Consider the following 18,296-nt stretch of genomic DNA (forward strand, 5'->3'; position numbering starts at 1 on the left):
GGGACAAATTTCCCCCAGTAAAAGGCTTTTCAGGGGGTCCGTCTCGCTGGACTTTGTTTTTAGCAATGTCCGACCGCCAACAATTCATCCGCAATTTTTCGATTATCGCCCATATTGACCATGGTAAGTCCACTTTAGCGGACAGACTTTTGGAAATAGGCCGGATCACTGATGATCGGACAAAAAAAGACCAGATCCTGGACTCCATGGATATTGAAAGGGAGAGAGGGATCACGATCAAGGCGAACAACGCCACCTTCAATTATACCGCTGCTGACGGTAATACTTATACGATGAACCTCATCGATACTCCGGGTCACGTGGATTTTACCTACGAAGTATCTAGATCCTTAAAAGCATGCGAAGGTGTTCTTCTCATAGTAGATGCGAGCCAAGGCGTAGAGGCACAAACTCTTGCGAACCTTTATCTTGCAATGGAACAAGATTTAGCAATTATCCCAGTCATGAATAAAGTGGATCTTCCGGCAGCCGATGTAGAGAAGACAAAACTTCAAATTGAAGACAGTTTAGGTTTAGATGCGGAGAATGCCGTGGCGATTTCTGCAAAAACAGGACTGAATGTCCAAGCGGTCTTAGAAGAAATCACAAGACAAATCCCTCCACCTAAAGGAAATCCAAAAGGTCCTCTTAAAGCGCTGATCTATGATTCCTATTTCGATCCATATATGGGTGTTGTGATTAAGATCAGGGTATTCGACGGGACAGTTAAGAAAGGGGATCGCATCCTTTTGATGAGTAGCCAAAAGGATTTTACAGTTAACGAAGTTGGTATCAAAGGAATTGGTTTAACACCTACAGATTCTCTCACCGCTGGAGAGGTAGGATATATCATCGCAGGTATCAAAAAAGTTTCTGATGCAAGGACTGGAGATACGGTTACATTATTCTCTAATCCAAGTACAGAAGCAGTTCCCGGTTATAAAGACGCTAAACCTATGGTGTTCGCCGGATTATTCCCTATTATGGGAGAACAATTCGAAGAATTAGTAGATGCGATCGAAAAGATGAAACTGAACGATGCGGCTCTTGTTTATGAAAAAGAAAGTTCTGCAGCATTAGGATTCGGATTCAGGGTAGGGTATTTAGGCCTTCTTCATATGGAGATCGTACAAGAAAGATTAGAAAGAGAATTCAATCTTGACCTGATCACTACTGCACCTTCCGTAAAATATACGATCCGAATGAAAAACGGAGAAGTATTCGATATAGATAACCCTTCTAAATTCCCTGATCCTGTTTTTATAGAAGCTACAGAAGAACCTTATGTAAAAGCATCCATTATCACACCGAATGAGTATGTAGGGAACATCATGTCCTTAGCGATTGATAAAAGAGGAGTCCAGTTGGACACCGTTTATCTTTCTCAGGATAAAGTGCAGTTGACTTATGAGATCCCGCTCGCCGAGTTAATTTTCGAATTTTATGATAAACTAAAATCTTTAACCAGAGGTTATGCTTCCTTAGATTATGAGCCTTGCGGTTATAAGGCGTCTAGACTTGTTAAAATGGATATTCTCGTAAACGGAGAATCTGTGGATGCACTTTCTATGATCGTTCATACTTCTAAGGCGGAATCCCGTGGTAGAGAGATCATTGAAAAATTAAAAGAGATCATTCCTCGTCACCAATTTATGATCCCGATCCAAGCTGCAGTTGGAGGAAAAATCCTCGCAAGAGAAAGTATCTCTGCTCTTCGTAAGAACGTTACTGCTAAATGTTACGGTGGAGATATCACTCGTAAGAAAAAACTTTTAGAGAAACAGAAAGAGGGGAAGAAGAGGATGAAACAGATCGGAAACGTGGAAATCCCTCAAGAAGCCTTCCTAGCAGTCTTAAAAACCGGGGACTAATCTTTGAAAGACTCCGTTTTGCGTCCCCGCAGAACTGGAGTAGAATCCGTTCTCAAAGTACATTCTTCTGAATTATTTATCAAAAGAGAAGATCGTATCTTCTTTTCCCAAGGGACTAAGATCCGAAAATTACTCGGAATTTATAATAGTTTGGAATCGAAATTCCGGGCAGGAGAAATCCAAAAGGTTATTTTACAAGGGAATCTGCATTCTAATGCGATCCTGGCCGGGAGTTTGTTCTTTCGATCTGTCGAAGTGCCTACAAAAATCCTGGGATATTCCAGGGATCCAAAGCTAATTACTCCTGCTTCTATCATTTCGAAACGGTTTTCAGAACAGGAATTGTACCCTACGAGGAAGGAATGGGGGAAAGCCGTCGAAGATACTACAAAATCCCTCCCTTCCAACCAGATCCTAATCCCAGAATATTTATTCACATCATCCACATTGCAGGGTCTCGATTCTCTCTGGGAAGAAATTGATCCGACACAGTACGATCAGGTCGTTTTAGATGTCGGTTCAGGACTTACCTGGATTTCCGCAATCTTGTGGGGAAAACTTCCAGTAACCGGGATTTGTCTCGGTATACAAAAGGAGAAGTTTGCTAACTGGATGGAATCTAATCTGTCGTCACTTCTACTTCAAAATATAGATTTACCCTACGAAAACTTAATCGATCCGAAAGAAAAATTAGAAGGAGATTTTTCCTTCGGCAATAAAGGAAACTTCTGGTTAGAAAAATCAAAGGAATATCAAAAAAGATTTGGGATCTACTTTGAACCTATCTATGCTGCAAAGTCTATTAGCATTATTGAATCTATGATGGAAAGACGTGAGCTTGAAGGTAGGATTTTATATATTTACCAAGGTGGAATTCTACAAGGAGGAATTTCTTCTATTCTTTGACGAACTCCCCAAAAACAAAAAAGGCCCTCTTTCGAAGGCCTTTTTCTCAATTGGTCTTAACCAGGATCTTAAGAAAGAATAAACTCTTTGTTTAGAACCCTGATGAAATCCCGTTTGATATCTTTTGGACAAGCAGCTTCGCACTCATACTGATTTGTACAATTTCCGAAACCTTCTTTGTCCATCGCGTTTACCATGTTTTTCACACGTTCTTTTTTCTCTACCTGTCCTTGAGGAAGTAGTGCAAGGTGGGAAATTTTCGCAGAAACGAATAACATAGCTGAAGCGTTTTTACAAGAAGCTACACAAGCTCCACAACCTATACAGGTCGCAGCGTCCATTGCAACGTCCGCATCCTTTTTAGGGATTGGTAATGCGTTTGCGTCAGGAGCTCCTCCCGTATTGATACTAACGAATCCTCCGGCTTGGATGATCCTGTCAAAACCGCTACGGTCTACGACCAGGTCTTTTAAAACCGGGAAAGCTTTTGCTCTCCATGGTTCTAAAAAGATAGTGTCCCCATCTTTGAAACTTCTCATATGAAGTTGGCAGGTCGTCACACCAGGGAGAGGCCCATGAGCCTCTCCGTTGATCATAATATTACAAGAACCGCAAATACCTTCTCTACAATCATGCTCGAACGCAATCGGATCATCTCCTTTTACGATCAGGTCCTCGTTAACTACGTCCAACATTTCTAAGAAAGACATATCGGGAGAGATCCCTTTTGCATCGTAATTTACGATCTTGCCTTTCTCTTTTGCGTTTTTCTGTCTCCAGACTTTTAGTTTGAGGTCCATTATTTGTAGCTCCTCGTAGCGAGTTTAATATTCTCGAATTCCAGTTTTTCTCTGTGCTCTGTAGGTTTTGCGCCCACACCTTTCCATTCCCAAGCAGTAGCATGACAGAATTTTTCATCGTCACGTTTTGCTTCTCCGTCATCCATTTGGTGTTCGGAACGGAAATGTCCTCCACAAGATTCTTCTCTTGTAAGAGCATCTAAGCAAAGAAGTTCTCCGAACTCTAAGAAGTCCGCAACTCTTCCTGCTTTTTCTAAGGATTGATTTAGATCAGAACCGGAACCAGGAACGTTTACATTTTTCCAGAATTCTTCTCTGATCTCAGGAATTTTCACGAGAGCTTCTTTTAAGCTCTTATCGGTCCTTGCCATTCCGCAATTATTCCACATGATCTTTCCGAGTTCTTTATGGAAAGAATCAACAGTTCTCTTTCCTTTGATGGAAAGGAATTTATTGAGTTGTGAATTTGCATCTATCTCTGCTTTTTTAAATTCGGCATGATCCGTAGAAGGAGTTTTTCCGAATCCAACTTCTGCCAGATAATTTCCGATGGTGTAAGGAAGAACGAAATATCCATCCGCAAGTCCTTGCATAAGTGCGGAAGCTCCGAGTCTGTTTGCTCCGTGGTCAGAGAAGTTTGCTTCACCAATCACGAATAAACCTGGAAGGTTGCTCATCAGATTATAATCCACCCAGAGTCCGCCCATTGTATAGTGAACAGCTGGATAAATTCTCATTGGAACTTTATAAGGATTTTCTCCGGTGATCTGTTCATACATCTGGAAGAGGTTACCGTATCTTTCAGCAATTGTATGTTCTCCCAGACGATTGATCGCAGAGGAGAAGTCCAGATAAACACCTTGGCCTCCCGGTCCTACGCCGAATCCCGCATCACAAACTTCTTTTGCGGAACGGGATGCAATATCACGAGGACAGAGGTTTCCGTAACTTGGATACTTTCTTTCTAAATAATAATCTCTTTCGCTCTCAGGGATATCCGCAGGGTTACGAGTATCTCCCTGTTTTTTAGGAACCCAGATTCGTCCGTCATTTCGGAGAGACTCGGACATCAAAGTCAATTTGGATTGATGGTCTCCTGAAACTGGGATACAAGTAGGGTGGATCTGAGTGTAACAAGGGTTCGCGAAGAAGGCACCTTTTTTATAAGCTCTAAATGTAGCTGTAACATTGGAACCTTTTGCGTTTGTGGAAAGATAGAATACGTTACCGTATCCACCGGAAGCAAGAACCACTGCATCTGCAGAATGAACTGTTACTTGGCCGGTTACTAAGTCACGGATCACCACACCTTTTGCATGACCATCGATCACAACCACATCCAACATCTCAGTTCTTGGATACATCTTCACATTTCCTAAACCGATCTGCCTGGAAAGTGCAGAGTAGGCTCCTAATAGAAGCTGTTGTCCAGTTTGACCTTTCGCGTAGAATGTACGGGAAACTTGGGCTCCACCAAAGGATCTATTGTCCAAATGTCCGCCGTATTCTCTCGCGAATGGAACGCCTTGAGCGACACATTGGTCAATGATGTTTGCAGAAACTTGAGCTAAACGATATACGTTAGCTTCTCTTGCTCTAAAGTCTCCACCTTTGATCGTGTCATAGAAGAGTCGATAAACCGAGTCACCGTCATTTTGGTAGTTTTTTGCTGCGTTGATACCACCTTGAGCAGCAATTGAGTGAGCTCTACGTGGGCTGTCTTGGAAGCAGAATGTTTTAACATTATATCCTAATTCTGCTAATGTAGCAGAAGCGGAACCACCTGCGAGACCAGTTCCAATTACGATAACCGTATATTTTCTTTTGTTAGCCGGGTTAACTAATTTGATATGGGATTTATAATCGTCCCATTTTTTTTCCAAGGGACCCGATGGGATTTTGGAATCTAAACTCATTATTGCGCTCCTGGAACTTTCACGAAGTTGAGAAGAATGGCAACCGGCATAGAAACATTGCCGATGAAGATGGTCAAAGCGTAGAGAATTGCAAATGCGTTCGTCTTAGGCGCCCAGAAAGTGGTGTTAAAACCAAGAGTTTGGAAAACACTCGTCACTCCATGACGCAAATGAAACGCAAGCAAGGTCATCGCTACGATATAGGAAATAGAAACGTAAACATTCTTAAATCCTAAGATCACCATAGTGTAAACATCATGCCTTTGTCTGTCGCCAAGGGTTTCTTGGAGTGCAAAGTTTTCAGGCTGAATCTTACCAATAGTAAAATGAAGCAAATGGTATATTACGAAAGCTAATAATACGGAACCAGTCAAAGCCATATAGCGGGAAGACAAAGTCGCTTGGATCGTACTTTCTTTTACATAGCCAACCGGTCTTGCCTTCTTGTTTTCAAGAGACAATTTGAGGGCGTAGTAAACGTGTAATACGAACGCTACTAAGAGAATTCCGCGGGCCAGCCATAATAGTCCGCCTAAATTGTGTAAGAACTCAGCGTAAGTGTTAATCTTATCTGGTTCTTGGAAGATCTGGAGGTTCCCCAGCATGTGTACAAACACAAAGCCGAAGAGAATGATTCCGGTAATCGCAACGATAGTCTTTCTACCGATGGACGACCTTAGATATCCAGCTTGAAAATCCATTCAAAATCTCCTGTGAGGATCATGGGAAGAAGTCATCGATTTGTTTGAGGAAGGGAGTAAAAACGAAAGATCGAATTTAGAATCCCTCTACAAAGTAGGATAAAAAATCAGGTCTAGACGAAAAGCACTTTTAAACTAAAAGACAAAAAATGGACATTTGCTGAGGAATATTTAGACTTGGTCTCATTTAGTGCGACGCGAAAATTCAAAAAACCGCAAATGATTTCAAAAGATCCGTTTCAGACTTTGTATAGAGAGCCCCTTTACGAGGGGAGAAAGGAAAAACTTCCTCCAGGAAAAAAGGGAGAAGGACCAGGCTATTTTTTATTCCGAGAATTGAAACTATCCCGAATCGCGTTCGGTGGATACAGGATCGGATTAGAAGATCCGGAACATAAGGAAGCTCTTCAATTTGCCCTTCGCTCCGGAGTAAACGTCATTGATGTTTCCGCCAACTATGGAGATGGAGAAGCTGAAAGTTTAGTTGGTAAGGTCCTGGATGAAAATTTCAAAAAAAGACAACTGAACCGAAAGGAAATTTTTATCGTTACAAAGGCTGGATATATCCAGGGAAGAAATATGAAATTGGTCGAGTCGAAAGAAAAGGAGAAAGAGCAATTTCCGGAAATCACATACTACCAACCTGGCTGCTATCATTGTATCTCTCCTGAATTTTTAGAAGACCAATTGGAAAGATCTAGAAAGCGCCTCGGACTTTCTACCATCGATGCATTCTTATTGCATAATCCTGAATATTTCCTAAGCCATTCCGAAAAGAATGGAATTCCAAAAGAAGAAGCCCAAGCGGAATATTATCGCAGGATCAAAGAGGCTTTTCAATTTTTAGAGAAGGCAAGAAAAGAAGGGAAAATCCAGTTTTATGGAATTTCCAGCAATACATTTCCTGTGCCGGAAGTGGAATATACGCATACTTCTTTGTCGAAGTGCCTACAAATCGCAGAGAAAATTGCGGGAAAAGAGAACGGATTCGCAGTGGTTCAATTTCCTGGGAATTGGTATGAGGATGGATTTCTTAGGAATCAATCGCAAGGAAAGATACTACTTGAAATCTGTAGTAACTTCGACCTTCTCCCTCTGATCAACCGACCACTAAACTCATTCCAAGCAGGAAAGGGAATGGTCCGATTATCGTATACTCCCCAAAATCAAACCTTAGATCAGTCGAAGATACTACAAATCCTAGAACTCGAATCCTCTCTCCTCGAAGCACTTTCCCAAAATCCGAACCGGAATTCACTTTCCAAACTTTGGCAAACCTATGGGGAGAAAGTCCGCTCCGAAGAACAATTCCAGATACTTCTACAAAAATCCTGGATCCCTGCTTTACGAGCAGTCATCGACGAAGTATTTTCCGAAAAAGGAAAAGAATCCGCGGAAGAATACCTACGAGTCCTAAACACGGCGCTTCCATTATTGGAAGAACAAATACAAATTCGTTCTTCTGAAAATCTATCAGGACTATATGAAAACTTAGTTTCCCGATTCCATCCAAATGGAGAAGCACCTGAAAGTTTATCCTCTCTCATGGTTTTTCATTTGGCGTCTCTTTTGGAAAAAGGAGTCGTCCTTCTCGGAATGAGAAAAAGAAAGTATGTCCGGGATATTCTTCCAATCTTTAAAAATGAACCGCCACGAATCCCACGATCGGAATGGGGAGAAAATGGAATTCGATCCTGAAATACTTTCCATATTAGAAAAAGTGAAACAAGGGGACGCGGATGCGACCCTTGACTACGCCTGGGGAGAAGGACGAAAACTCTATCTAAAAGGTAGATATTTCGAATTACATGAAGTATTCGAATTTCAATGGAAGAAGGAAACAGACGGCAGACGGCTTCTTCTACACGGATGGATCCAACTTGCAATTTCCTTGAATAAGGTTTTCGTAAAACCGAATATACGTGGATCTAAAATGCAAGCAGAGAAGTCCAGGGAGAAGTTTCTAAAACTTTCGGAAACTGGAGAACTTTCTTCCCTCGGAAAAACACAAAATGCTCTTATAATCTCTTATTTAGAAAAACTTTTGAGCAATTTCCAAAGTGAAGAAAGTTGGGACCTCGAACGAATTAAAGAACTTTCCTTGCCCGAAATGAAAGAAAACATTAAGGAATTGTTTTCAAGTTCTGTTTTCCCCGCATCGTGACCCTATGGAAATTTCGGATCCTCAAAATAATAACCAAGAAAACGGATTTTTCGAATCAGGTGGATATAAACTCCATTATACAAAAAGAGATAATGGAAAGGGTAGAGCATTACTTCTTCTTCATGGATTTATGGATTCTTCTCAAACCTTTTTGTTCCAGGAAGAATATCTATCCAAACATTTCGATCTTTACCGTTTCGATTATAGAGGACATGGGGATTCAGAATGGTTGAGAGAAGGTTTTTACCATTTCATGCTTCCTTTGGTGGATACAAAAACGTTCATCCAAAAATTTCTTCCTGAAAAATTCCATATACTTGGACATTCAATGGGAGGCGGTTTAGGTTCTAGGATCGCCGGATTGTATCCTGAGAGAGTAGAAAGTCTTGTATCTTTGGAAGGATTTAGTTCTCTCCAAGATCCGGAAAAAGAAAGAAGAAGGTTCCTTGGCTGGTTGGAAAATTGGGAAATAAGTCTCGCAGGAAAAGATAGAAAACGCCAGAAAAATTTCAAATCTGTAGAAGACGCGGCAGCAAGACTTGCGCCAATCTATCCAAGACTTCCCAAAGAAAGACTTTTAAAGATCACGGAAACATTAACAAGGCCAGCAGAAGAAGGCGGTTATATGTGGAAGAGCGATCCTTCTTATAAAAATGGTCCCCCCGTTTTTTTAAGTCCTCAATTTACCAGACATTTGTGGGAAACAATTTCTTGTAATGTCCTCGTTGTATATGGACAAAAAACTCATCTTGCTTTGGACGATAGCAAGGAAGTGTTCTCGCATATTAGAAATTTAAAATATATTGAAATAGAGGATGCAGGCCATAATATGCATCATGATCGCCCGGAACTTCTCGAAAGTATACTCGAGGAATTCTACGTAACAAATTTGAAGTAAACGAATTTTAAATATATCGATGTGTCGGATAACGTATTTATTACTCACGCATGTTTAGTACGAAAACTTCTGAGACATAAAAAAATTTACTGAGTTTTTTCAAAAAAAACTTGTACTTTTATAGTACCGGAATAGTTTTCCTCCAACGTTTTGTAGTTAGGGGCGAACATGGTAAGCAGCAAATTTAAAGAACAAATGGAAAGATACGTAAACTACCGAGGAATAGACATCATTCTTCATTTGAAAGATGGTTCTATTATCGAATTGGATAAAAATAGAAGACTCGTAGGCGAAGAGATCGTGTATTTCCCACAAAAAGCGAATCCTAGCAAAATTTCTCTCACCATGATCCAAAAAGCGGATCTATTCGTCGCCTGACCCCAAAAGGCGACTCCCTTCAATATGATCAAAACTACACCGGGGCATCCCGGTGTTTGTTTAAGATCTTAAGCTAATGTCTGGATCAATTCTTCGATCTCTTTGATCTTATCGAAATCCTTTTCAGTGTAATTCAAGAACACATCGTATTCTGCATCGGAAACACGATCGCACTTGATTACTTTCATAGGAATATCAATGGAACCAGAGATACTTAGCGTTCCTACTTGCAAAGCCAGGTTAGTTCCCGGCTCCCACGGAATATCTGTTCTATGAACGATTCCTACGAGCACATTTTCTGCAATTCTCAGCTTAGAACTTTCTAAAATCTGAAAGCCTACGTTAAGAGTGGAAGGGATTCTATTGTATTTCATGGCGGTTATCCTCCCGGTTTATCTGAAAGAGCTTAGATTAAGTCGCTTACGTTCCGATTAAGATCCTTTTACGATCTTGAAAAAATCGGTCAGAGAGCAGATTACCTTTTTTATAGCAATTTCTATACCAGTAACCTTACATTAGGCCCCGGATAGAAATAAAATCGTGCAATGCACTAAAATATTAAGTCACTTTCTAATATAGCGAACGAAAGGAAAGGTTTAGCAGAAAGGGAGCTGGGTCTCTAGTTGATTGAGGGCTCTAATTTTGCTATTTAGTCGAAGTTACTACATGGCAGATTTTCGACAAGATTCAGATTATTCTTCTTTATTGCTAATTTATTAAGCGAATTGGCAGCATTCCATCCTTCTTTGGAAATTTTTTATTGCCGAATCTGCAAAAGCGGATTTGATCTTAAGTGGAGATTCCGATCTTCTGAAATTAAAACAGTTTCAGAAAATCGAAATCATTTCTCCAAGAGAATATAAACTGAAGTATTTGGTTTAAAATTGGTTCAGTAAAGAATTCTGGTCTTAAGAGATCCAGGATGTCTTTCTATTCTTTCTTTCAGTTCATCACCAACACTCATATTGATTACCATTGAAAGGTAACCGATTTCAGCACTAGTTCCTAAGTGTTGGGAGCTGATATTTGCTCCTATCTCGGAAACCATACTGTTGATATCTTTCAAGAACCCAGGTTGGTTTTTGTGAACGTTCAGAATTCTATACATTCCCTGAGGAATTGGGTTTAACTCCAGATGTGGGAAGTTCACTGCAAAAGTAGTGGAACCGTTGTTTACAAACTTCAAAAGTTTAGAAGCAACTTCTGTCCCAATATTCTTCTGAGCCTCTTCAGTAGAACCGCCGATATGAGGGGTCAATATTACGTTTTGGAGATTCTGCAAAGGAGTGATGAATGGATCGCTATTGGATTCAGGCTCTTGTGGAAAAACATCCACTCCAGCGCCCGCAATATGACCGGTCTTAATTGCCTCGGCAAGAGCCTCCAGATCCACAACCTTTCCTCTAGAAAGATTGATGATATAAGCACCTTTTTTCGTGACTTTGATTTCCTTTGAAGCATAAAGGTTTGTCGTTTCAGGAAGTTCAGGAACATGAAATGTAACAAAATCAGAAGTTGAAAGTAATTCTTCGTAAGAATTGAGAGGGGTTGCATTTCCTAAAGGAAGCACGGTTTGAGTATCGTAATAGACCACTTTTAAGCCCATCGCTTCCGCAAGTACGGAAACCTGGCTTCCGATATGGCCGTATCCTACGATCCCCAGGGTTTTCCCACGAACCTCGAAGCAGTTCTTAGAAATTTTATTCCAAATACCCGCATGAGTATTTCGGATATGGTCAGGGACCCTTCTTGCTAACATTACAACTTCTGCAATTACAAGTTCTGCAACGGAACGAGTATTAGAATAAGGTGCGTTGAATACCGGGATACCTTTCTTCTCCGCTTCCGCCAAATCCACTTGGTTTGTCCCGATACAGAAACAACCTACGGTCATAAGTCGTTTTGCCTTGGCTAAAACAGGGGCGGTCAGATTGGTCTTACTTCGGATCCCCAGAACATGAATGTTCTCGATTTCTTTCGAAAGTTCGTCTTCGCCCATTGCTTGAGGGAGAAGGCGGACATTAAAACCGTCTTTTTGAAAGAGTTGGAATGCGTCTTGGTGTACATTCTCTAATAGGAGGACGTTTATCTTTTCTTTCGGGTAGGAAATCATAGTTCTATTACCATGGAACGTATCCTTGGCTTCTCTGAAAACGGATTTTTTACTTCACCTTTGGGAGATCGTGGGAAGAATGGAATGGAAATCACACAGGAGACCACTTTTTAATGATCCGTCCTAATTTCTCTTTTTTACAAGTTTCTATCTTGGCCGTATTTTTTGGCGTTTTACTAAATTCCTGCTCTGCTCGAGTTCAAATCCTTCCTGAACCAGTGGTTGAGCAGACACTTTTCAGAAGTGGCCCAATATGCCCTGGAGCGATTTTCTGCAGTGCAGGAAAACCCGGGTCTCTGAACTTTAAAGGGATCCTGCTCAATAAGTCAGGAGAGAAGCCAATTTTCTTGGAATACTATATGAGTTCTTTCGAAGAAAGTTTTCCGATCGGGATCTCTATGAAGTTAGACCAAACTTGGCATAACCTCCGAAAAACTTCTACGGATTATGGGGATACAGTTCGTGTAGTCTCTATTCTTCCCGTGGATGTAGCAGATAAATTACTATCGGCGAAAGAAGTCCAATTCAGCTTTTCTTCTAGAGATAATACGAGTACATTCACTTTAAGCTCTTCCAATACGGATAATTTGAAATCTTTATTGAAAGACCTAAAAGAAAAGTTAGATGCTCAGGCGAAACTAACGATCACAAATCATTAAAAAAGTATTGCCCGAACCACGTGGCCTCGGGGTCGAAATTTGCCAGAGCCCGGTATCGGAAAGATCCGGGCTTTTCTATTAGAAACTGGTTATTCAGGTCTCATCAGAGGGAATAAGATGGTATCTCGGATCGATTGAGAATTTGTAAGTAACATTACCAAACGATCTATTCCGATCCCAAGACCTCCAGTAGGTGGCATTCCATATTCAAGGGCTCGGATATAATCTTCGTCCATCATGAATGCTTCATCGTCTCCTGCTTCTCTTTGTTTCACTTGATCTTCGAATCTTTCTTTTTGATCGAATGGATCGTTCAACTCTGAGAATGCATTTCCGATCTCTCTACCAACGATATAAGGTTCGAATCTTTCCACATAACCCGGATTTTCTGGATTCGATTTTGCTAATGGAGAAAGTTCCTTAGGATAATCGGTTACGAATACCGGTTGGATCAGATTTGGTTCCGCTTTTTCAGAGAATACCTCGTCTGCTACTTTCCAGATAGAAGTACATTTACTTGCATCTACTTTTACGGAACTTGCTTTCTCTTTTGCTTCTTCTAGGGTTTTTACCTGAGAGAAATCGATCCCTGAATATTCTTTGATAATATCCACGTATTTCACTCTTCTCCAAGGAGGGCTAAGATCCACTAGATCGTTTCCGTATTTGATCTTTAGAGTTCCGCAGATCTTTTGGGCAACTGTAGTGATGAGCTTTTCTGTCAGCTCCAACATTTTTCCCATATCACCATAAGCCATATAAGCCTCCATCATGGTGAATTCAGGGTTATGTTTGGTTGAAATTCCTTCGTTCCTGAAGTTTCTGTTTAACTCGAATACTCTATCTAATCCGCCAACAATTAGACGTTTTAGATATAATTCAGGAGCGATCCTTAGGAATAATTGCATATCCAATGTATTATGATGAGTGACGAATGGTCTAGCTGCTGCGCCACCCGCGATCGGTTGCATCATTGGGGTTTCCACTTCCAAAAATCCTTCGGAAGTTAAGAAATTACGGATCTCAGATACGATCCTACTGCGAGTGATAAAAGTTTCTCGCACCTGATCGTTAACTACTAAGTCCACATAACGCATTCTGTATCGTTGTTCCACATCAGCGAAAGCATCGTAGATCACTCCGTCCTTCTCTTTTACGACAGGAAGAGGGCGAACACATTTTGCGAGTAATGTAACCGAAGTTAAATGAAGAGTAGTTTCTCCCTTTTGGGTCTGGAAAAGATAACCTTCTATCCCGATCAGATCCCCAAGATCCAAACTTTTGAAAAGAGTATAATTCTCTTCTCCCAGATCGTCTCTGGTTGCATAAAGTTGTATCACTCCGGACTTATCTTTCAAATGAGCGAAGCTTGCTTTTCCCATTACACGTTTAGAATGCAAACGTCCGCCTAATAAAAATTTTTTCTCAGGTCCTGTGGGAGTTTTAGAATACATCTCTATTAAAGATGCTGAATCTGAATCAGGGAAGAATCTAATAGGGTAGGGATCCACACCCTTCTCCTTTAGATTTTTAATCTTCTCGATTCTTTGTTGGATAAGTTCGTTTGTTTCTTTTAAGTCTTGGGACATTTTAATTTCCTAATAGTATCAAATATAAATGTTTCGAGAGTCTTCCTAAGATGGATTCCAGGCTTTTTGGTTTTGTAAACCAATCCCAGGATCCGATCCCTTCACTTACTTTGGAGACCGCGATATAAATTCCCGCAGGCTCCAATACGTTTCTATATAATTTTAACAGGGTTGCAGAATCGTATTCTTTTCCTATCAAAAGAAAAGTTTTCCATTGGCGATCCAATGCGATCTTTAAGAGGGTTTTAGGGAATTCTTGAGGACCGGATTCTACGGTATAAACTAGGATTTTAGTTTCATCTACTCCCAAGGATACCAGATATGTTTGTAAAGAAGCCGTTGGATCTCCTACAATTCCCAAATCAGAATCTTGGTTCGGTGGAGAATGCAGAATTATGATCGCAGGAGCGAGGCCCTTCTTCCATAAAGCAGCTGCTTGTTTGAATTTATCTTTTTTACCCGTTTCGATTGCTTCTATTACAAGTGCGTCCGATTTTTTAGGATCTGCTTTTGAAACTAAAAGATAAGGAGAAGAGAAGAATAAGATCAGAAATAGGATCAATAGTCCGAAAAAGCCGTAAGAAACAAGTTTGGCTTTGTCTAAGAAATCTTTAACGGAGAGAGCACCCGATGCCATAGTTTTACCGAGGGTTGGTTTTTCGAAATGGGGAAAGGTTTTAGGTAGGACGATGCTCGAGAGGGGACTCGAACCCCTACACCGAACCGGCACAAGCACCTCAAGCTTGCGTGTCTACCAATTCCACCACCCGAGCGGTCGCGATTGACAGAATGGGTGGCTAGGCTCCGGTGTCAAGGAAATTCAACCAAGACCGGGATTAGACCAATTCGTACTTTTTCTTCTGCTTTTTATCTTCCGGATCTAGGATGAATCTTTCCGGATGAAACACTATATTCCAATATCTTTTGGAATAAGCTACCACTCCAATACTTAAGATCAGGACCAATACATAACCCGAATATTCAGGATGAAGGAAGAAATGATTTTCAGGTAAAGTAGGACCGATCAAAGGTAAGGTCATATACCAAAGGACTGCGGCTGCAACAAGACCGACTCCGATCTTCCCCCACCAATTCGGTTTTCCTTGGATCCCTCTTTTTAAATATAGAAATCCACCCAACCAAACTCCTAAAATTTCTCTCAAGATATAGATGAGAAGTATCCATAGAGGGAATTGATAATAATGAACGATTACAGAAAGTCCGCCGATGGTGACGAACTTATCGCAGATAGGATCCAGATATTTTCCCAAAACCGATTCTTGGGAGAGTAGTCTGGCTAGAAACCCGTCTAAAAAATCTGTAAGCACCGCAAGAACACAGGTGCCTATTGCTAAAAATAAATATTCACCGTTACGAGGAGACTCGATATGTTTACGAGTGAATTGTATAAAAAAAGGAAGAAGTAAAACTCTAGAGACGGATAGAAAATTTGAAAGAGTAAATACCCTCTCTTCGAGTAGATCCTTTGGTTTTTTTTCGTGAAGCATCTAAGAAAGCCGTCGGGCGGAAAAACTCCGCTATTGGAAAGGCTATGGAAGGGACTTAAAAATTCATCCCTTTTTCAGATAAACGAATTGACCCCCGAGCCCGCTCAGAAATTATGTTCTTCATAAAAGGAGCTGTAGCTCAGCTGGTTAGAGTGCCTGCCTGTCACGCAGGATGTCGCGGGTTCGAGTCCCGTCAGCTCCGGAATTCCCAACAATCAACTAGACTTTGACTCGAAGCTTTTGAGCGTGAGCATTTATAGCGACCCATAGGGAGCGTAATAAATGCGATCGGAGATCGCGCATTCGGCCAAAGGCTGAGGACCCCGAATTTAAAATATAATTTTCTTTAAGAACTAAAAATCATAAATCGATCAGTTGATCGCGAATATTCTAGATAAACTCTTCCGAGTCCTTTTTAATAATAATTTCCCCGATCTCTTCCAAATCGCGCAATGCTGTAAGAACACTGTTCCTTGCATCTGTGATCTCTTTCAGGGTCACTTTTCCTCGGATATCCATACTTTCTAAAATATCATTGGCTCTGTTTTTGGACATTGCTTCGAAGAAATGGACTTTGATCTGGTCGGAGGCTCCTCGAAGGGCGATCGCGATTAGATCGTCGTCAGCAATACGATTAATGAGAAGCCTCATCTCTTTCGAGTTAAGAAGAAGTACATCTTCGAATGTATATAATTTTTCACGAACCTGAGAAGCGAGTTCAGGAGATTGTTCTTCTAATTCTTTTAGGATTGTTTCTTCCAAAGATTTATCCATATGGTTCAGTATATTCGCGAGAGCTTCTGCTCCTCCCGCTTCGCTGAATTCGGATTTATCTCTTTGTTCGTATTTTTTCTTCAGAACTTTTGCGATCTGACGGATCGCGTCTGGATGTGTTTTAGTAGTATTTGCAAGTCTAAGCGCTACTTTACTTTGAAGTTCTTTTGGTAAAAACTTAAGAGTTTCAGCGGCTTTTTTAGGATGTAAAAATGCAAGTGTGACTGCGATAGTTTGTGTATGTTCCGGAGCGAGTAGGTGAGCAAGAGTTTGAGGCTCTGCATCGTTTAAAAAGGAAAAATCTTCTTCCGTGTCCTTTCTATCTAGTTTTCCTAATATGTTTTCGGACTTCTCTTTTCCAAGAGACTTTTGGAGTAATTCTCTAGCGGTTTCGATTCCGCCTCTAGATTCTGCAGCCAGGTCTTTCAGTGAACCTTGGAAATCCAAGAGAACTTCTTCTTTTTCAGACTTACTGATTGTTTTGATCTTCGCCATTTCTTGGACGATCTCTTCAATCAATTTCTCGTCCAGTTGGGCCAATGCCTTGGCAGCTGCATCCTTATCTAAGGATAGAAGTAGCATTGCTGCTTTTTTAACTTTTTGGTCTCTTATTTTAAGATTGGAATCCTGATCCACTGCTTCTTAGCCCACTAAAAAATCAGGCAAGTAACCGAAGAGGATGTTCCAGAAAATTTCGAAACACTTCCAACCAACCGGCTCCCACCGCGCCGTCTACCACTCTATGATCACAGGAAAGGCAGACTGAAAGAGTTTTTCCGGGGACTATGTTTCCGTTTTTGATTACCGGTTTAGATACCACGTTTCCTACTGCGAGGATTGCGGCCTCAGGCTCGTTGATCACCGCTGCAAAACGATTCACTCCGAACATTCCCAAATTGGAAACAGTGAAGGTTCCGTCTGAAAACTCTTCCGGTTTGAGTTTTCGTTCCCTTGCGCGGGAAGCAAGCTCTTTTACCGTCCTACCGATTTCCAAAACAGACCTTTTGTCTGCATTCCTTACATAGGGAGTGATAAGTCCGCCTTCAATAGAAACTGCTACACCAATATCCACTCTTCCATGTTTTAGAATATGATCTTCTCTCCAGGAAGAATTTACTTCGGGTACTTTTAGAAGCGCAAGCGCAGAAGCCCGTATGATAAAATCATTTATACTTAGTTTAATCTCTTCTCCTGATTCTTTAAGATCGGAGTTGAAATTTTCTCTTAAATTGACAAGTGCATCTGCATCAATTTCCATATCCAAATAGAAATGAGGCTGGTGGGTTTTAGAATGAACCAACCGAGAAGCAATTGTTTTTCTCATTCCTGAGATCGGGAGTTTCTCTTCTAGTATAATTTCTCCAGCAAATGGAGAAGTTCCGCTGGATGAAAATGCAGAGATCCCGTTTTCAATATCCCGTTTGATGATCCTACCGTCAGGCCCACTTCCTCGAATCTTAGAAAGATCGATCCCACTTTCTTCTGCTAGTCTTTTTGCCAAAGGAGAAGCTTTAATTCTTCCCTCTAGTGCCCCAGGAGAAAGTCCTCTGGAAACGGAACTTTCCTTCGGTGCGGGAGCTTCTTCTTCCGGTTCGGAAATTGTCGAAGATACTACATTTTCAGTCTTTTTAGGTGAAGGACTTGGGGCAGGTTTTGGAGAAGGCGAGGTAGTTGGTGCAGGTTCTGGTAAGTTCTGAGTAGGAGCCGCCGAGGTAGTGGATCTGGATTTTGCCTCCGAAAGTAGGGAAGTGATATCTTCTCCCGCTTTTCCTATGATAGCAACTGGGGCTCCGACGGGAAGTTTGGCCCCTTCCTGAGCTAAAATTTCCAAAATCACCCCGGAGTCGAATGCCTCCATTTCCATGACTGCTTTGTCGGTTTCGACTTCAGCTAATATTTCTCCGGGAGCGACAGAGTCACCCTTCTTCTTTAGCCATTTTACCAAAACACCTTCCGACATCGTTGGGGAAAGCTGGGTCATTTCGGAAATTTTTGCCATGTATTTTTCCTAATTATAAT

The 18,296-nt window shown here is 41.1% G+C and carries 17 protein-coding genes and 2 tRNA genes; 8 read left to right on the forward strand and 11 right to left on the reverse strand.

All coding sequences use genetic code 11. The features are described 5' to 3' along the window. Window positions 1-65 precede the first annotated feature (65 nt). Both lepA and EHO65_RS12530 read left to right on the forward strand, forming a co-directional pair. Entirely contained in the window at window positions 66-1,871 is a 1,806-nt protein-coding gene (gene lepA / locus EHO65_RS12525) for a translation elongation factor 4 (protein ID WP_135774791.1), read from the forward strand. A gap of 3 nt (window positions 1,872-1,874) precedes the next feature. Continuing rightward, window positions 1,875-2,777 (forward strand): PALP domain-containing protein, encoded by a 903-nt coding sequence (locus EHO65_RS12530; protein WP_135774793.1) that lies wholly within the window; start codon window positions 1,875-1,877, stop codon window positions 2,775-2,777. A 68-nt stretch (window positions 2,778-2,845) separates the two neighbouring features. On the opposite strand, the gene EHO65_RS12535 is transcribed toward EHO65_RS12530, so the two are convergent. The 3 genes from EHO65_RS12535 to EHO65_RS12545 are packed head-to-tail and all read right to left on the reverse strand — an operon-like array spanning window position 2,846 to window position 6,194. Further along, window positions 2,846-3,577, reverse strand: coding sequence for a succinate dehydrogenase/fumarate reductase iron-sulfur subunit (locus EHO65_RS12535; protein ID WP_135774794.1), 732 nt, complete (start codon window positions 3,575-3,577; stop codon window positions 2,846-2,848). After that, window positions 3,577-5,493: a fumarate reductase/succinate dehydrogenase flavoprotein subunit gene (locus tag EHO65_RS12540; RefSeq protein ID WP_135774796.1), complete on the reverse strand. Its 1,917-nt coding sequence runs from the start codon at window positions 5,491-5,493 to the stop codon at window positions 3,577-3,579. Before EHO65_RS12540 ends, EHO65_RS12535 begins: the two co-directional genes overlap by 1 nt. Continuing rightward, window positions 5,493-6,194 (reverse strand): succinate dehydrogenase cytochrome b subunit, encoded by a 702-nt coding sequence (locus tag EHO65_RS12545; RefSeq protein ID WP_135774798.1) that lies wholly within the window; start codon window positions 6,192-6,194, stop codon window positions 5,493-5,495. The genes EHO65_RS12540 and EHO65_RS12545 overlap by 1 nt, the downstream gene beginning before the upstream one ends. Before the next feature lie 336 nt (window positions 6,195-6,530). Here EHO65_RS12545 and EHO65_RS12550 point away from each other — a divergent pair, with 336 nt between their 5' ends. The 4 genes from EHO65_RS12550 to EHO65_RS12565 all read left to right on the forward strand — a co-directional run bounded on the left by EHO65_RS12550 (window position 6,531) and on the right by EHO65_RS12565 (window position 9,634). Then, window positions 6,531-7,892, forward strand: a complete 1,362-nt coding sequence (locus EHO65_RS12550) for an aldo/keto reductase (RefSeq protein WP_244243528.1) — start codon at window positions 6,531-6,533, stop codon at window positions 7,890-7,892. After that, the gene (locus EHO65_RS12555) at window positions 7,876-8,358 is read left to right on the forward strand and encodes a DUF309 domain-containing protein (RefSeq protein ID WP_135774801.1); all 483 of its coding nucleotides are present in this window, start codon (window positions 7,876-7,878) and stop codon (window positions 8,356-8,358) included. The genes EHO65_RS12550 and EHO65_RS12555 overlap by 17 nt, the downstream gene beginning before the upstream one ends. 4 nt (window positions 8,359-8,362) lie before the next feature. Continuing rightward, window positions 8,363-9,256, forward strand: a complete 894-nt coding sequence (locus EHO65_RS12560) for an alpha/beta fold hydrolase (protein ID WP_135774803.1) — start codon at window positions 8,363-8,365, stop codon at window positions 9,254-9,256. A gap of 168 nt (window positions 9,257-9,424) precedes the next feature. Beyond that, window positions 9,425-9,634, forward strand: coding sequence for a hypothetical protein (locus tag EHO65_RS12565; RefSeq protein WP_008590531.1), 210 nt, complete (start codon window positions 9,425-9,427; stop codon window positions 9,632-9,634). Between the two features lie 68 nt (window positions 9,635-9,702). Here EHO65_RS12565 and EHO65_RS12570 read toward each other — a convergent pair whose 3' ends face one another. Together EHO65_RS12570 and serA are read right to left on the reverse strand one after the other, a co-directional pair. Next, window positions 9,703-10,008, reverse strand: coding sequence for a PilZ domain-containing protein (locus EHO65_RS12570; protein WP_167482032.1), 306 nt, complete (start codon window positions 10,006-10,008; stop codon window positions 9,703-9,705). Between the two features lie 515 nt (window positions 10,009-10,523). Further along, entirely contained in the window at window positions 10,524-11,747 is a 1,224-nt protein-coding gene (gene serA, locus EHO65_RS12580) for a phosphoglycerate dehydrogenase (protein WP_135774805.1), read from the reverse strand. Between the two features lie 113 nt (window positions 11,748-11,860). Here serA and EHO65_RS12585 point away from each other — a divergent pair, with 113 nt between their 5' ends. Next, window positions 11,861-12,406, forward strand: a complete 546-nt coding sequence (locus EHO65_RS12585; RefSeq protein ID WP_135774807.1) for a hypothetical protein — start codon at window positions 11,861-11,863, stop codon at window positions 12,404-12,406. Between the two features lie 89 nt (window positions 12,407-12,495). Here EHO65_RS12585 and lysS read toward each other — a convergent pair whose 3' ends face one another. The 4 genes from lysS to EHO65_RS12605 all read right to left on the reverse strand — a co-directional run bounded on the left by lysS (window position 12,496) and on the right by EHO65_RS12605 (window position 15,503). Continuing rightward, window positions 12,496-13,995, reverse strand: a complete 1,500-nt coding sequence (gene lysS / locus EHO65_RS12590) for a lysine--tRNA ligase (protein ID WP_135774809.1) — start codon at window positions 13,993-13,995, stop codon at window positions 12,496-12,498. 1 nt (window position 13,996) lies between these two features. Next, window positions 13,997-14,632 (reverse strand): hypothetical protein, encoded by a 636-nt coding sequence (locus EHO65_RS12595; protein WP_135774810.1) that lies wholly within the window; start codon window positions 14,630-14,632, stop codon window positions 13,997-13,999. Window positions 14,633-14,685: 53 nt separating this feature from the next. Beyond that, window positions 14,686-14,768, reverse strand: a tRNA-Leu gene (locus EHO65_RS12600). Window positions 14,769-14,831: 63 nt separating this feature from the next. Beyond that, window positions 14,832-15,503 carry a CDP-alcohol phosphatidyltransferase family protein gene (locus EHO65_RS12605; RefSeq protein WP_135774812.1) on the reverse strand — a complete coding sequence of 224 codons (672 nt, stop codon included), beginning with the start codon at window positions 15,501-15,503 and terminating at the stop codon, window positions 14,832-14,834. 128 nt (window positions 15,504-15,631) lie between these two features. Here EHO65_RS12605 and EHO65_RS12610 point away from each other — a divergent pair. Next, window positions 15,632-15,705: transfer RNA gene (locus tag EHO65_RS12610), tRNA-Asp, on the forward strand. A 188-nt stretch (window positions 15,706-15,893) separates the two neighbouring features. Here the strand turns inward: EHO65_RS12610 and fliG are convergent. Both fliG and EHO65_RS12620 read right to left on the reverse strand, forming a co-directional pair. Further along, window positions 15,894-16,913, reverse strand: coding sequence for a flagellar motor switch protein FliG (fliG, locus tag EHO65_RS12615; protein WP_135774814.1), 1,020 nt, complete (start codon window positions 16,911-16,913; stop codon window positions 15,894-15,896). A 22-nt stretch (window positions 16,914-16,935) separates the two neighbouring features. Further along, window positions 16,936-18,276 carry a pyruvate dehydrogenase complex dihydrolipoamide acetyltransferase gene (locus EHO65_RS12620; RefSeq protein WP_135774816.1) on the reverse strand — a complete coding sequence of 447 codons (1,341 nt, stop codon included), beginning with the start codon at window positions 18,274-18,276 and terminating at the stop codon, window positions 16,936-16,938. Window positions 18,277-18,296: the final 20 nt, after the last annotated feature.

It is taken from the genome of Leptospira andrefontaineae (assembly GCF_004770105.1).
Classification (GTDB): Bacteria; Spirochaetota; Leptospiria; order Leptospirales; family Leptospiraceae; genus Leptospira_B; species Leptospira_B andrefontaineae.